Annotated in this window: 14 protein-coding genes; 7 read left to right on the top strand and 7 right to left on the bottom strand. The window is 70.7% G+C overall.

The window, feature by feature from the left end:
* Nucleotides 1–250: 250 nt before the first annotated feature.
* Nucleotides 251–1,636, top strand: coding sequence for a transposase (locus tag O7624_RS18710; protein WP_282236606.1), 1,386 nt, complete (start codon nucleotides 251–253; stop codon nucleotides 1,634–1,636).
* Nucleotides 1,637–1,758: 122 nt separating this feature from the next.
* Here the strand turns inward: O7624_RS18710 and O7624_RS18715 are convergent, their stop codons facing one another.
* Together O7624_RS18715 and O7624_RS18720 are read right to left on the bottom strand one after the other, a co-directional pair.
* The gene (locus O7624_RS18715; RefSeq protein ID WP_282236724.1) at nucleotides 1,759–3,060 is read right to left on the bottom strand and encodes an MFS transporter; all 1,302 of its coding nucleotides are present in this window, start codon (nucleotides 3,058–3,060) and stop codon (nucleotides 1,759–1,761) included.
* A 52-nt stretch (nucleotides 3,061–3,112) separates the two neighbouring features.
* A complete protein-coding gene (locus O7624_RS18720; RefSeq protein ID WP_282236725.1) occupies nucleotides 3,113–4,420 on the bottom strand; it encodes an MFS transporter in 1,308 nt (435 codons plus the stop codon).
* Between the two features lie 151 nt (nucleotides 4,421–4,571).
* On the opposite strand from O7624_RS18720, the gene O7624_RS18725 reads away from it, so the two are divergent.
* Nucleotides 4,572–5,339, top strand: a complete 768-nt coding sequence (locus O7624_RS18725; protein ID WP_093403711.1) for a phosphoglyceromutase — start codon at nucleotides 4,572–4,574, stop codon at nucleotides 5,337–5,339.
* A 64-nt stretch (nucleotides 5,340–5,403) separates the two neighbouring features.
* Here the strand turns inward: O7624_RS18725 and phoU are convergent, their stop codons facing one another.
* Entirely contained in the window at nucleotides 5,404–6,054 is a 651-nt protein-coding gene (gene phoU, locus O7624_RS18730; RefSeq protein ID WP_282240680.1) for a phosphate signaling complex protein PhoU, read from the bottom strand.
* Between the two features lie 199 nt (nucleotides 6,055–6,253).
* Here phoU and O7624_RS18735 point away from each other — a divergent pair, with 199 nt between their 5' ends.
* Both O7624_RS18735 and O7624_RS18740 read left to right on the top strand, forming a co-directional pair.
* Nucleotides 6,254–7,486 carry an ATP-binding protein gene (locus O7624_RS18735; RefSeq protein WP_282236726.1) on the top strand — a complete coding sequence of 411 codons (1,233 nt, stop codon included), beginning with the start codon at nucleotides 6,254–6,256 and terminating at the stop codon, nucleotides 7,484–7,486.
* Nucleotides 7,483–8,166, top strand: coding sequence for a response regulator transcription factor (locus tag O7624_RS18740; RefSeq protein ID WP_093403456.1), 684 nt, complete (start codon nucleotides 7,483–7,485; stop codon nucleotides 8,164–8,166). Before O7624_RS18735 ends, O7624_RS18740 begins: the two co-directional genes overlap by 4 nt.
* A gap of 339 nt (nucleotides 8,167–8,505) precedes the next feature.
* On the opposite strand, the gene O7624_RS18745 is transcribed toward O7624_RS18740, so the two are convergent.
* Entirely contained in the window at nucleotides 8,506–9,315 is an 810-nt protein-coding gene (locus tag O7624_RS18745) for a hypothetical protein (RefSeq protein ID WP_282236727.1), read from the bottom strand.
* A gap of 72 nt (nucleotides 9,316–9,387) precedes the next feature.
* Between O7624_RS18745 and O7624_RS18750 the strand changes: the two genes are divergently transcribed.
* Nucleotides 9,388–10,332, top strand: a complete 945-nt coding sequence (locus O7624_RS18750) for a Ppx/GppA phosphatase family protein (RefSeq protein WP_282236728.1) — start codon at nucleotides 9,388–9,390, stop codon at nucleotides 10,330–10,332.
* 75 nt (nucleotides 10,333–10,407) lie between these two features.
* On the top strand, nucleotides 10,408–11,214 hold the full coding sequence (locus O7624_RS18755; protein ID WP_170863399.1) for a sugar phosphate isomerase/epimerase: 807 nt from the start codon (nucleotides 10,408–10,410) through the stop codon (nucleotides 11,212–11,214).
* 31 nt (nucleotides 11,215–11,245) lie between these two features.
* Here O7624_RS18755 and O7624_RS18760 read toward each other — a convergent pair whose 3' ends face one another.
* The 3 genes from O7624_RS18760 to O7624_RS18770 are packed head-to-tail and all read right to left on the bottom strand — an operon-like array spanning nucleotide 11,246 to nucleotide 13,299.
* Entirely contained in the window at nucleotides 11,246–11,803 is a 558-nt protein-coding gene (locus O7624_RS18760) for a CGNR zinc finger domain-containing protein (RefSeq protein WP_093403462.1), read from the bottom strand.
* Between the two features lie 18 nt (nucleotides 11,804–11,821).
* Entirely contained in the window at nucleotides 11,822–12,988 is a 1,167-nt protein-coding gene (locus O7624_RS18765; protein WP_282236729.1) for a glutathionylspermidine synthase family protein, read from the bottom strand.
* Between the two features lie 2 nt (nucleotides 12,989–12,990).
* Nucleotides 12,991–13,299: a hypothetical protein gene (locus O7624_RS18770; RefSeq protein WP_232511193.1), complete on the bottom strand. Its 309-nt coding sequence runs from the start codon at nucleotides 13,297–13,299 to the stop codon at nucleotides 12,991–12,993.
* 69 nt (nucleotides 13,300–13,368) lie between these two features.
* On the opposite strand from O7624_RS18770, the gene O7624_RS18775 reads away from it, so the two are divergent.
* On the top strand, nucleotides 13,369–14,289 hold the full coding sequence (locus O7624_RS18775; protein ID WP_282236730.1) for a proline dehydrogenase family protein: 921 nt from the start codon (nucleotides 13,369–13,371) through the stop codon (nucleotides 14,287–14,289).
* Nucleotides 14,290–14,349 lie beyond the last annotated feature (60 nt).

Below are 14,349 nucleotides of genomic sequence, written 5' to 3' on the forward strand. Positions count from 1 at the left end.
ACCGACACCGTTGGGGGACGGTGGCCCACCTGTTTGGACCGGCGGCGCGAGCGGGCGTCGCTTACGGGGGTGAGTGCCGCCCGCCGCCGCCGGTCGTACGACGTGAAATGCCCGGCACGACTTCGTGCCGGGCATTACGCGTGTTTTGACCATCGGGGGGATTCGTGGTGGTCGAGGTCTAGCGGAATGGGGAGGACCCTGTCCATGATCTGAGTTCTCACACAAAGATCATCAATGGGCAGGGTCCTCGATGAGGAGCGTAACGGCTACTGGTGCCGGTGGCGGCGAGCTGGACCGGATCTTGTTGGATTCGTGGCGGCGGGAGTTGTACGAGGGTGTCCTCGCGTCCCGGTCGCGGACGTTGTTCACGCTGGTCGACGAGTTGGCCGCCGATCAGGGCCGGTGTGGCTGTCCGGCGCATCTGTCGCTGGGCACCGTCACCGGGCACGCCGCGGCGTACCGGGCGTTACGCGACGGCGAGATCGACACCGGCCGGGCGTTGCGGGCGGCGTGCCGGATCGCCGCGCGGTCCGGCCTGCCCCGGGTGTACGCCGTCGACACCACCGCGTGGCCACGGCCGAACGCCACCACCAGCCCGGACCGGCAGCCGCAGTACACCCCGGGCGGCCCGCGCGGCGCGGCCCAGATCAAGACCGGGTGGCGGTATCAGCATGTCGTCCGGTTGACCCTGACCCCGGACTCGTGGGTTGTGCCGGTCCTGGCCGACCGGATCGCCTCCGACGACGACCTGGTCGAGGTCACCGTGGACCACATCGCTCGGGTCTGCGCCCAGGACGGCGCCTGCCCGGCCGATCCGTCGCTGTTCCTGCTGGACTCCGGCTACCCCGCGGCCCGGATCACCCATCTGCTGCGCGAACGCGGGATTCCCGCGGATGTCCTGGTCAGGCTGGCGACCTCGCAGACCATGTGGACCAGACCCGAACGCCGGGCCGCGCACCCCCTCGGCGGCCGGCCCCGCCGCCACGGGTTCCGCCTGGCCCTGCGCCAACCCGACCTGCACCCGGATGCCGGTGTCAGCGGACCACTCGACATCTACGGCACCGTCACCGTCCGAGCCTGGCACCAGGTCCACCCCAAACTCACCCGCGCCAGCCGAGGCTTCGAAGACCAGCCCACCCTCCCGATCGTCGAGGGCAGCGTCTTACTCGCCCGGGTCCAGCACCTGCGCCCCAGCCGCCGCGCGGGCGACCTCGCACTCTGGTACTCCGGTACCCGCCGTGACCTGCTCACCCTGGTCATGACCTACCTGGCCCGCTTCGACATCGAGCACTACTTCCGATACCTGAAGACCACCGCCCACGCCCCGGACTTCCACCCCCGCCAGCCCGGCACCCTGACCACCTGGCTCCGCCTGCACTCCTACGCCTACCTGCACCTGTTCTGCGCCCGCACCCACCTGACCCACCACCGGCTGCCCTGGGAACCCACCACCACCACGACACCGACCCCCGGCCAGACCCGCCGCCAGGTTTCGCCCGCTCTGCGCAACGCCTGGCAACCACCAGGCCACCCGAAACCCGGCCACCCCGGCCCCGGACGCCCCGCCGGAAAACGCCGCAAACGCCGCACCCGATACCCCGTCATCCGCAAGAACGCCATCCACAAGGGCAAGTAACAGCCCTCACCCACACCACCACGAACACACCCACACCACACCGCCAGACCACCCTGCCCACAGAACGGTCAAAACACGAGGAAATGCCCGGCACGACTTCGTGCCGGGCATTACGCGTGGGCTCAGGAATGCCCGGCCAGCGACGGCTCGGCCCGTTCGCCCTGACCACGCAGGGTGGCCACGCGTCGCTCCCGCGCCGGCCCGGCGAGCAGGTGCGCACCGGCGGCCAACAGACCCAGTGCGCCGACCAGCAGCCAGTGCCCGTCGCCCCAGCGTTGCAGGCTGAAGCCGCCGAGCGTCGGCGCGATGAAGGACGCTGCCGGGAAGGCCAGGTAGAACACCGACTGGTAGCGGGCCCGCAGCGCCGGTGGCGCCAGGTCCGCGTTGATCTGTGCGTTGGGTGGCGCGGCCAGCATCGAGCCGACCGTCCAGACCAGGCAGGCGCCCAGGTAGAACACGAGGTCGTCGGCGACGGCGAGCGCGCCGAAGCCGACGGCGAGCAGCGCCGTCGACAGGGCCAGCACGTGGGCCTTCCGGTGCCGGTCGATGAGCCGGGGTACGAACAACTGCCCGAGCACGATCAGGACGCCACCGAGGGCCACCACCGCGCCGTACGACGACGGCCCCAACCCGTCGGCCCGCATGGCCAAGGGCATGATCGTCGACGCCTGCATGGTCAGTACGGCGAGGACGAAGGTCAGCCCGACGAAGACCAGGAAGTGCCGATCGGTCAGCGCGGTGTGCAGCCCCGGGCGACGCGGGCGGCGGGGGCCGGCGGCCGGACTCGCCCGCATCTGCCGACGGGCCAGCGTCTCCGGGACCTTCCAGGCGATCAGCGCGGCGGTCGCCACCGTGGCGACCGCGTCGACCAGGAAGAGGGCCACGTAGCTTGCCTCGGCCAGCAGACCGGCCAGCAGCGACGCGACGGCCATGCCGAGGTTGAACGCCCAGAACTGCAGGTTGAAGGCGCGGGACCGGCGATGTTCCGGTACCACGTCGACGATCGCGGCCACGAAGGCCGGGCTCGGCATGGAGTGCGTGACCCCGACCAGCAGGGCAAGTGCCGCGATCACGCCCAGGTGCTGGCTGAGCGCCAGCGCGACCATCAGGGCGGCGGTGACCAGGTGAGCTGCCACCAGGGTCGAGCGTCGACCCCACCGGTCGGCGAGAACCCCACCGAGCAGCACCCCGACCGCGCCACCCGCGCCGTACGCGCCCACCACCACGCCGGCCAGTGACTCGCTGGCGCCCCGGGCCGCGGTCAGGTAGAGCGACAAAAAGAGCATCGCGAACGCCCCGGCCCGGTTGATCAGCAGGCCGACCCAGAGGTACCAGAAGGTCGTGGGCAGGCCACCCGCGGTGTCGGTCAGCCAGCGACGAAGCGCCCCGGCCGGCACCCCGACCTTGCCAATCTGTTCGGACACCTAACAGATCTTGCCCGGGCTGATCGGCGGGTGGGACGCGGGGTGGCGGGGTTCACCCCCGGGAGGTGGCCACCGGCTCGGCCGCCTGCGGTGCGGCGGGCTGCGGTGCGGTCGACTGCACCGTCACCACCGGGGCGGTGCCAGCGGTACGCAACGCGACGGCACGCCGTTCCCGCGCGGGCCCGGAGAGCAGGTGGCCCACCGCCATCACCAGCCCGATCGCCGCACAGGCCGCCCAGAGGGTCGCGTTGCCGGCCTGCTCCCGCACCAGTCCGCCGAGGATCGGCGCCGCCGCTCCGGCGAGCTGCCAGGAGAGCGAGAAGACGCCCTGGTAGCGACCACGCAGCTGGGTGGGGGAGAGTTCGGCGATGAGGGTGGCGTTGGACGGCGAGTTGAGCATCTCGCCGAGGGTCCAGATCAGCACCGTCAGCCCGTAGAACCAGGCGACGTCGGCGAACGCGGTCAGCCCGAAGCCCACGCCCATCACCACCGCGGCCAGGGCGAGCACGTGTGAGCGGTTGCGCCCCTTGATCAGCCGGGGCACGAAGAGTTGACCGGCCACGATCAGCACGCCGTTGAGCGCGATCACCGATCCGTACGTGGCGGGGCTCAGGCCGGAGTCGGCCATCGCGATCGGCAGCATCGAGATGTGCTGGAGGAACACCAGCGCCCCGAGGAGGTTCAGCGCGACGAAGCCGAGGAACACCCGGTCGGTCAGGATGGTCCGCAGGGCTCTGGCCGGCACGCCGCCGCGTGGCATGCCGACGGTGACCGTCCGGGTCTCCTTGACCTTCACGAAGATGATCAGTGCGGTGACCACCGTGGTGGCCGCGTTGACCACGAAGAGCAGCAGGTAACCGGCCTGCGCGGCGAACCCGGCGAGCACGGCGGCGCAGGCGAACCCGAGGTTGATCGCCCAGTAGTTGAGCGAGAAGGCGCGCAGCCGGTCCCGCTCCGGCACCACGTCGATCATCATGGCGCCGAACGCGGGGCGGGCCGCCTCGGCGAAGAGGCCGAGCAGCAACGCCCCCGCCGCGACCGTCCACAGGTCACGGGCGAAGCCCATGGCGAGCATCATGGTCGCGGCGCCGAGATGGGCGGTGAGCAGGGTCGGCCGGCGACCCCACCGGTCGGTCAGGGTGCCGCCGGCGGTGGTGCCGACCGCGCCGCCGACGCCCCAGGCGCCGAGCACCAGCCCGGCCTGCGAGGCGGAGAAGCCGCGTTCCTGGGTCAGGTAGATGGCGAGGAAGACCAGGACGAACGAGCCGAGTCGATTGATCAGCGTGCCCGTCCAGAGGTACCAGAACGTCCTCGGTAGCCCACCTGTGGTGTCCCGGAACCAACCCCGCATCGCGCGCACGCCCGCGCCCCCGTTTCCGTAATGCCTGTTGCTCTTTTGGATCCTTACCAACCTAGTGGCGTGCCGGAATCAAGGTCACCTGTATTTCCACGTGGTGGTCGTCACCACCCTTCCCGCGCGGGCCATTGCGGGTTGCGGCAGGATGATCGGCATGACAGCTAGCGAGGGGCCCACCGTCGGGACGCTGGTCCTGCTGCGGCACGGCGAGAGCGACTGGAACGCCAAGAACCTCTTCACCGGCTGGGTCGACGTCGACCTGACCGCGAAGGGGGAGGACGAGGCGCGCCGCGGCGGCGAGCTGCTGCGCGAGCACGGCCTGCTGCCGGACGTGGTGCACACGAGCGTGATGCGCCGCGCCATCCGGACCGCCGAGTTGGCGCTGAACGCCGCCGACCGGCACTGGATCGCGGTGCGCCGGTCGTGGCGGCTGAACGAGCGTCACTACGGGGCGTTGCAGGGCAAGAACAAGAAGCAGACCCTGGATGAGTACGGCGAGGAGCAGTTCATGCTCTGGCGCCGGTCGTACGACACCCCGCCGCCGCCGATCGAGGACGACGACGAGTGGTCGCAGGTGGGTGATCCGCGTTATGCGCTGCTGCCGACCGAACTGATGCCGCGTACCGAGTGCCTCAAGGACGTCGTCGAGCGGATGCTGCCGTACTGGTACGACTCGATCGTGCCGGACATCCTGGCCGGCCGTACGGTGCTGGTGGCCGCGCATGGCAACTCGTTGCGGGCGCTGGTCAAGCACCTGGACCAGATCAGTGACGAGGCCATCGCGAAGCTCAACATCCCCACCGGAATCCCGCTGCGCTACGACCTGGACCCGCTGCTGCGTCCCCAGACGCTGGGCGGCACCTACCTCGACCCGGAGGCCGCCAAGGCGGCCGCCGCCGCCGTCGCCAACCAGGGCCGCTGAGCCGACCGAGGACTTCGAGACGGACCCGAGGGGCCCCGGCGCTGGCCGGGGCCCCTCGCCGTGCTCAGGGGGAGGTTACGGGTTCGCCGGTGATCAGGTAGACCACGTGTTCGGCGCTGTTGACCGCGTGGTCGGCGAAGCGCTCGTAGAAGCGACCGAGCAGAGTGGCGTCGATCGCGGTCTCCACCCCGTACGGCCAGTCCGCGCCGAGCAGCACCCCGAACAACCCCTTGTGCAGCTCGTCCATCGCGTCGTCGTCGCCGTCCAGTTCCGCGGCGAGGTCGGCGTCAGGGTGGGCCAGCACCGAGGCGATCTTCTCGGCCATCCGGTCGGCGATGCCCGCCATGTCGGTGAAGACCGGGCGCAGCTCCGCCGGAACGGCCGGCGACGGGTGCCGGCGCAGCGCGGTCTTGGCCACGTGGTCGGCCAGGTCTCCCATCCGCTCCAGATCGGCGGCCACGTGCAGTGCAGTGATCATGGCGCGTAGGTCGGAGGCGACCGGTGCCTGGCGGGCCAGCAGGTCGCAGACGCGCTCCTCCACCTGGCGGTACAGCCCGTCGATCTCCGCGTCCCGCTCGATCACGGACTCGGCCGCCCGACGGTCGGCGGTGAGCAGGGCCCGGGTCGCCTGCCGCAGTGCCGCCCGAACTCCCTCGGCCATCTCGACCAGCAGTTGGCTGACGGCCTCAAGTTCGGCCCGGAACTCGTCGCGCATTGTCACGTCCTGTCCGTCGGTGCCGGCGAGCCCGCCGGCAGGATTTCCGCAGGTGCGCCGTCAAGCTATGACGCCCGGGCGGATCGGAGGTGAACGCCGATGAACTACGCCGGACGCGCGAGTGAACTTTCCCGGAAGTGAGAGTGCTTCGTCCTGTTCTGGGCGATAGCCAGGTTAACAATGACCATACGATCGCCGAGTGACGTGGGCGGTGACGGTGGGCGTGGCTGCGGCCCTGGTGGTCGGGGTGGCCGTCGGCCTGTGGTTGTCCCGGTTCGGTAAGGGGAGGCTCGCGATCGTCGACGAAGTGCAGGTCGGGCTCGGCCGCCGCGCGATCGATTCGCTGCGCGCGGGGGTCGTGGTGCTCGACGCGGACGATGTGCCCGTACTGGTCAATCCGGCGGCGCGGGCGATGGGACTGCTGCGGACCGGTGGGCGGCCGGGTTCGATCATGGCGCATCCGCTGATTCGTACCCTGGCCGGGCAGGTACGGCGCACCGGCGTGCGGCGCGAGATCGAGCTCGACCTGCCCCGAGGCCGCGACAACGCCGGGGAGAACCCGCTCGGCGTGCACCTGCGAGCGATGGGGCTGGGCAACGGCTACATCGCGGTGGAGGCGGCCGACGTGACCGAGTCGCACCGGTTGGCGAGGGTGCGCCGAGACTTCGTGGCCAACGTCAGTCACGAACTGAAGACCCCGATCGGCGCGTTGCAACTGCTCGCCGAGGCACTGCTGGACGCCACCGAGCCGGCCGACGAGGGGCGTCCGGATCTCTCCGAGGACCTGATCGCCGCCCGGCGGTTCGCCGAACGTATCCAGCACGAGTCGACCCGGTTGGGGCGGTTGGTGCAGGAGTTGCTGGAGCTGACCCGACTCCAGGGTGCCGAACCGCAGCCGGCCCCCGAGCCGGTCGGGGTGGACTGGGTGATCTCCGAGGTGATCGATCGCACCCGGACCGCCGCCGCCGCCCGCCGGATCGAGGTCACCGTCGAAGCGGAGCGGGGCCTGACCGTGTACGGCAGCGACAACCAACTCGCCACCGCGGTGGCGAACCTGGTGGAGAACGCCCTCAACTACTCCGGCGAGGACACGACGGTACGCATCGCCGCCCGGGCCGCCGGAGAGCAGGTGGAGATCGCGGTCACCGACCAGGGCATCGGCATCGCCCCCACCGACGTCGACCGCATCTTCGAGCGGTTCTACCGCGCCGATCAGGCGCGCTCGCGGGCAACCGGCGGCACCGGCCTCGGGCTGGCGATCGTCAAGCACATCGCGAGCAACCATGGCGGTCGGGTGGAGGTGGCGAGCACTCTTGGTGGTGGGTCGACGTTCACTCTCCGGCTGCCCGCTCGCCCGCCGGACGACCTGCTGGCGACACTGCCGCCTGCTGGGATCGAGCCCGGTCCGACCGATGAAAGGAAACGCCGTTGAGTCGCGTTCTGGTGGTCGAGGACGAGGAGTCGTTCTCGGACGCACTGTCGTACATGCTCCGCAAGGAGGGGTTCGAGGTTTCCGTGGCCGCCACGGGGACGTCGGCTCTCACCGAGTTCGACCGGACCGGTGCCGACATCGTCCTGCTCGACCTGATGCTGCCGGAGATGTCCGGTACCGAGGTCTGCCGGCAGCTGCGCCAGCGCTCGCACGTGCCGATCATCATGGTCACCGCTCGGGACAGTGAGATCGACAAGGTGGTCGGCCTGGAGATCGGGGCGGACGACTACGTGACCAAGCCGTACTCTCCCCGGGAACTGGTCGCCCGGATTCGCGCGGTGCTGCGCCGGCAGAGCCCGGAGGCACCCGAGTCGGGCGCGCCGACGCTCGCCGCCGGGCCGGTCCGGATGGACATCGAGCGGCACGTGGTGACCGTGGACGGCGGCGCGGTGCAGCTGCCGCTCAAGGAGTTCGAGCTGCTCGAACTGCTGCTGCGCAACGCGGGCCGGGTGCTCACCCGGGGCCAGTTGATCGACCGCGTCTGGGGTGCCGACTACGTAGGCGACACGAAGACGCTCGACGTGCACGTGAAGCGGCTGCGCTCGAAGATCGAACCGGAGCCCTCCACCCCGCGCCACATCGTCACGGTGCGCGGTCTCGGCTACAAGTTCGAGCCCTGATCGGGCCGATCCGCACCCGCTCCTGACCGCCGTCGTTGGTGACGGCCTGTCACGACCTGGCGTAAGTGCGTTGCGTAACGGCGCAGCCGCCTGTCCGGTGCACTGTTCCGCTCCTTTGCTCTGCTTACACATACGCACAGCTCGGTGACCAGGATTTATGCGGTCGCCCTCGCGGCTGATTGTCGTGACGCCGACCACGCAGAGCTACCTGTGCGTATAGGTAAGCAGAGCAAAGGCGGCGAGGGAGTTGGTCGGGCCGGGTGCCGATAGTTACCCGTGTGAGGATTGCTTCGGCGCGCGGCCAGGCCCGCGCGGCAAGCGACTTCGCGGCCGCCCGCGTCAGGCGCCGTCGGCAGGGTGCGGGGCGACGAGGCCCTGCCGGGTCCGCTTCGCGCACAGATCGGCCAGCCTGGCGTACGCCGGCTCGCCGATGAGCGCGGTCAACTCCGGGGCGTACGACAGGTACATCGGGTCGGCCCCGACGTGCGCGTCGGTGGAGGAGGTGCACCACCAGTCGAGGTCGTGCCCACCGGCACCCCAGCCACGCCGATCGAACTCGGCCAGCGTGGACACCAGCACCTTCGTGTTGTCCGGCCGCTTCACCCACTCCTGATCACGGCGGATCGGCAGCTGCCAGCACACGTCCGGCTTGTACTCCAGCGGATGCGCCCCGTCGCGCAGCGCCTGGGCGTGCAGCGCGCAGCCGCTCCCGCCCGGGAAGTCCGCGTCGTTGAGGAAGACGCAGGGCCCGTCCGCTCCCTGGGTGGCGGTCCGCCGGGCCGGGTTCTTGCCGTCGACGGTGTCGTTCTCGGTCCAGTTCTTGAACCCACGCCGATAGTGCTGCCAGGTCTGCGGGGTCAGCCGCTTCACCGCGGCCCGTACCCGCGACTCGTCGTCGGAGTCGGTGAAGAACGCGCCGTGCGAGCAACAACCGTCGGCCGACCGACCGGCGATGATGCCGTGGCAGCCCCGGCCGAAGATGCACGTCCACCGGGACAGCAACCAGGTGAGGTCGGCCCGGATCAGATGCCGCTCGTCCGCCGGGTCGACGAACTCGATCCACTCCCGGGGGAAGTCCAGCGGCACCTCCCGGCTGCGCGGGTCGGTCGGGTCGTCCACCAGCACGCGGAGTTCGATCTGCCCTGTCACCCGGCCAGCGTACGCGCGGTGCGGCGGGCAGGTCGCCGAGTGACGCGAACCGGGTGGGCCTAGAGTTCTTCCATGCGACTGGGTGTCCTCGACGTCGGTTCCAACACGGTGCACCTGCTGGTGGTCGACGCCCACCGCGGCGCGCACCCGTGGCCGGCGCATTCGGAGAAGGCCGTGCTGCGTCTCGCCGAGCAGATCGGCCCGGACGGCGCGCTCCGCGAGGCCGGCGCGGACGCCCTGGTCGAGGCGGTCGAGGCGGCGCGTACGTCGGCTGCCGGCCTGGAGGTGGACGACCTGATCGCCTTCGCCACCTCCGCGGTGCGTGACGCCACCAACGCGGCCGACGTCCTGACCCGGGTGCGGGACTCCACCGGCGTACGGCTGGAGGTGCTCTCGGGCGCCGACGAGGCGCGGATGACCTTCCTCGCGGTCCGGCGGTGGTTCGGTTGGTCCGCCGGGCGGCTGCTGGTGCTGGACATCGGTGGCGGCTCGCTGGAGATCGCGGCCGGCATCGACGAGGACCCGGACGTCGCGGTGTCGCTGCCCCTGGGCGCCGGTCGGCTGACCCGCGAACGGCTCGGGGTGGATCCGGAAAGCACCGTCCCGCCCGCACCGGAGACGGTGGAGGAACTGCGGCAGTACGTCGACGCCCACCTCGATCCGGTGGTCGAGCGGATGACCGAGGTGGGTTGGGAACGGCCGGTGGCCACCTCCAAGACCTTCCGTACGCTCGCCCGGCTCGCCGGTGCGGCACCCAGCGGTGCCGGGCTCTGGGCCCGACGCCGACTCACCCGGTCCGGGCTGCGACAGGTGCTCGGCTTTATCCGGCACATCCCACCGGCGCAGCTCGTCGAGTTGGAGGGGGTCAGCGCCGGGCGTGCCCACCAGCTGCTGGCCGGTGCCGTGGTCGCCGAGTCGGTGATGCGTCGACTCGGCGTGGACTCCCTGGACGTGTGTCCGTGGGCACTGCGGGAGGGCGTGATTCTCAGCCGGATGGATCGACTGGCTCCGGTGTGATCCCCGTCGTCCTCGCTGTCCGGTTTACGTACTCTCGTCAGGGTGTCTGAACGCGCGGCGGCTACCCTCGGTGGTGTGACTTCCCGCGTCCCGGTGCTCCTGTCCAGTTCCTCGGTCTTCCCTGAGCGGACCGCGGCGGCGTTTCAGCTGGCCGCGACCCACGGCTACGACGGACTTGAGGTGATGGTGTGGACCGACGCGGTCAGCCAGGACGCGGGCGCGCTGCGCGGACTCTCCGATCACTACGGGGTGCCGGTGCTCTCCGTGCACGCTCCGTGTCTGCTGGTCACGCAGCGGGTGTGGAGCCCTGATCCGTGGGAGCGGCTCCGCCGGGCGGCGGTGCTCGCTGAGACGCTTGAAGCGCCGACCGTCGTGGTGCACCCGCCGTTCACCTGGCAGCGGGATTACGCGCGAGGCTTCGCCGAGGGGCTGGACCGGGTGGCCGGCGAGTTCGGTGGTCTGCGGTTCGCGGTGGAGAACATGTACCCGGTACGGATGGCCGGCCGCCAGTTCGTCCCGTACGTGCCCGGTTGGGATCCCACCGAAGCCGGTTACGCCTCGTACACCCTCGACCTGTCGCACTGCGCGGCCTCGCACACCGACGCGTTGGCGATGGCCGACCGGATGGGCGACGGTCTGGCGCACGTGCACCTCGGTGACGGCACCGGCGAGGGACGCGACGAGCACCTGGTGCCGGGACGCGGCAACCAGCCCTGCGCCGAGCTGCTGCGCTCGTTGGCCGGGCGGGGCTTCACCGGCTCGGTGGCGGTGGAGGTGACCACCCGGGGCGCGAAGAGCCGGCAGGTCCGCGAGGCGGATCTGCGCGAGGCGCTGGCGTTCGCCCGTCAGCACCTCAGCACGCCGTCCCCGGTCGACGCCTGAGCATCGGTTCCGACCGTCCCGGCACGCCAGGTCAGGAAACCGGTGTCAGCGGGTCCGGCTGGCTGGGCACGGCGGCCCGCTTGCGGGCCCGGTGGGCGGCCACGTGCGAGCGGGTGGCGCAGCGCTCCGAGCAGAACCGCCGGCAGCAGTTCGATGAGGTGTCCAGGTAGACGTTGCCGCAGCGGTCGTCGGCGCAGACGCCGAATCGGGCGCTGCCGTACTCGCACAGCCACACCGACAGGCCCCACACCGCGCCGGCCAGATACTCCGAACTGACCGATGCACCCCGGCTGGTCACGTGCATGTGCCAGTCACTGGAGTCGTGCCCCGAGATGCGCGGCTGCACCGGGAATGCCTCCAGCAGGGAGTTCAACTCGCCCACCGCCTCGACGTCCCGCCCCGAGGTGCCGTACTCGAAGACGTCGCGCAGTCGCTTCTGCGCGCGCCGGAAGGTCGGCAGGTCCCGTTCCGCGACCTCGTGGCGCATCCACTCCTGGTCGTCGCAGAAGATGGCGCGCAGATCGTCGAGGTCGTCCAGGCGCGCGTTGACGAGGTCAACCCCGGTCCGGGCGTACGCGTCGAAGTTCACGCCCCAACGGTAGACGACTCAACCCGGGCGTGGCGCATCGATGTAGTGCGGCAGGAACCGCGCGTAGCCGTCGGTGATCAGGCTCGCGCTCTCCCGCAGCCCGACCCCCGCCGACTCCCCGTCGACGATCCAACTGCCCAGCACGAGGTGGCTCCCGGCGAATTCGGGCAACGCCCGGAACTCCTGGTAGCAGAAGCCCTCGTCGCCGTAGTCACCCGGATTGCTGATCTCCTCGCCGGGGGTGACGATCCGCACCGCGGCCCCCTCCCGACCGAGCAGCGGCTTGGCCACGTACTCGGGCATCCCGCGCGGCGAGTCCAGGTACGCCGGCAACAGCAGCTCGTGCCCCGGGTACAGCTCCCAGAGCACGGCCAGCAGCGCCTTGTTGGACAAGAGCAGCTTCCAGGCCGGCTCGATCCAGGTGGTCGGGGTGCCCGGCTCCAGCGCCAGCGGGCCGTACGGCTCGGCGAGCATCCACTCCCACGGATAAAGCTTGAAGCAGGTGGTGACCGGGCGGTCGGCGGTGTCGACGAAACGTCGGCCGTCCCAACCGAGATCCTGAATCGGCAGCAGCTCGACGTCCAGCCCCGCCTGGCGGGCGGTCTCGGCCAGGTAGCCGGCGGTCATGTGGTCCTCGCCGGTCTCCTCCTCGTTCGACCAGACCACGTGCACCCGCCGGTCGTGCAGCCCGGCACCGATCTTCGCCCAGCTGCCGACGAGCCGTTCGTGCAGGCTGTTCCACTGGTCCAGGTCCGGTCGGGTGTGTTCCAGCCAGTACCACTGGATGATGCTCGCCTCGACCAGCGCGGTCGGGGTGTCGGCGTTGTACTCCAGCAGCTTCGGCGGCCAACTGCCGTCGTACCAGAGGTCGAAACGGCCGTAGAGGGTCGGTGGCGTCTCCCGCAGCGAGCGGGCGACCGCCTCGGCCGCCCACTCGGGGATGCCGAACTCGGCGTACCGGTTGCGCGCCACCACGTGTTCGGCGGCGGCCACCGACATCCGGTGCAGTTCCTCGGTGGCCTCCTCCAGCCGCAGCACCTCGTCCAGCTCGAAGGCGTACGCGGCGGTCTCGTCCCAGTACGACATCACTCCGCCGTCGGGCAGTTCCGTGTCGACGTAGACCAGGCCCTGCTCACGGATGGTGGTGTCCCAGTCGGGGCGCGGTGTGGTCGGTTCGCGACGCACGTTCAGCCGCCGCAGGAGGCGAGGTGGGTGCCGAAGCCGCCCCGGTCGGGCACGGCCGCGCCGACCGGCTCGGGCGCGGCCCGACCGACGCTGGTCTCGGCGGCGGGGGCAGGCACCCGCAGGGCCAGGGCCACCGTCTCGCCGCCGCCGGTCGGGCCGAGGGCGCAGTCGTCATCGTCGTCGTCGGAGGTCATGTTGCAGCCGGAGAGGGCGAGCGCCAGAGCGGTGATCGCGCCGAGCTGTACGGAGGCCGATCGGAGTCGGCGGCGAGGGCGTTGTTCCACGACATGGTTGTAACCGATGAACGCCATCCCGTCCGCCCCGGGCCCGGGGCGGACGGGGAACGTACCTGGCGGTCGGGTGGGCGTTACGCTCGGCTCATGCTCCGTTCCGTCATCCTCGCCGCCTCCCGGTCATCCCGGGTCGAGCGGCTCGTCGCGACGGCCCCGTTCTCCCGGGACGTCGTCCGCCGGTTCGTCGCCGGCGCCAAGACCGACGACGCGTTGCGCGCGACCCGCGAACTCGTCGACGACGGTCTCGCGGTCACCCTCGACAATCTCGGCGAGGACACCGTCACCGGTGAACAGGCAAACGCCACCCGGGACGAGTACCTCACACTGCTGCGAATGCTCGCCGAGGCGAAGCTGGCGCCCGCCGCGGAGGTGAGTGTGAAGCTCTCCGCGCTCGGCCAGGCGTTCGACGAGCAACTCGCCTACGACAACGCCCGGGCGATCTGCGCCGCCGCCGAGGCGGCGGGCACCACGGTCACCCTCGACATGGAGGACCACACCACCACCGACTCGACCCTGGACATCCTGACCAAGCTCCGTAAGGACCACCCGTCGACCGGGGCGGTGTTGCAGGCATACCTGCGGCGTACCGAGTCCGACTGCCGGGAGTTGGCGTCGGCCGGGTCACGGGTGCGGCTGTGCAAGGGCGCGTACCGGGAGCCGGAGTCGGTGGCTTACCAGTCGGCCCGCGAGGTCGACAAGTCGTACGTCCGGTGCCTCAACATCCTGATGTCCGGCGACGGCTATCCGATGCTGGCCACCCACGATCCGCGTCTGATCGCCATCGGCGAGGACCGGGCGCGCTGGTTCGACCGTGGCCCTGACCGCTTCGAGTTCCAGATGCTGTACGGCATCCGGCCGGAGGAGCAGGCCCGCCTGGTCGGCGAGGGCTACACGGTGCGCACCTACGTGCCCTACGGCGACGACTGGTACGGCTATCTGATGCGCCGTCTCGCCGAGCGCCCCGCCAACCTGGCCTTCTTCGCCCGCGCGCTCGCCTCCAAGAAGTAACCCCTCGCCCGCACCCGTACCGCCGATCGACCCGGTCGGCGGTACGCGGCGCAGCCTTGA

It is taken from the genome of Verrucosispora sp. WMMD1129 (assembly GCF_029581255.1).
Lineage (GTDB): Bacteria > Actinomycetota > Actinomycetes > Mycobacteriales > Micromonosporaceae > Micromonospora > Micromonospora sediminimaris.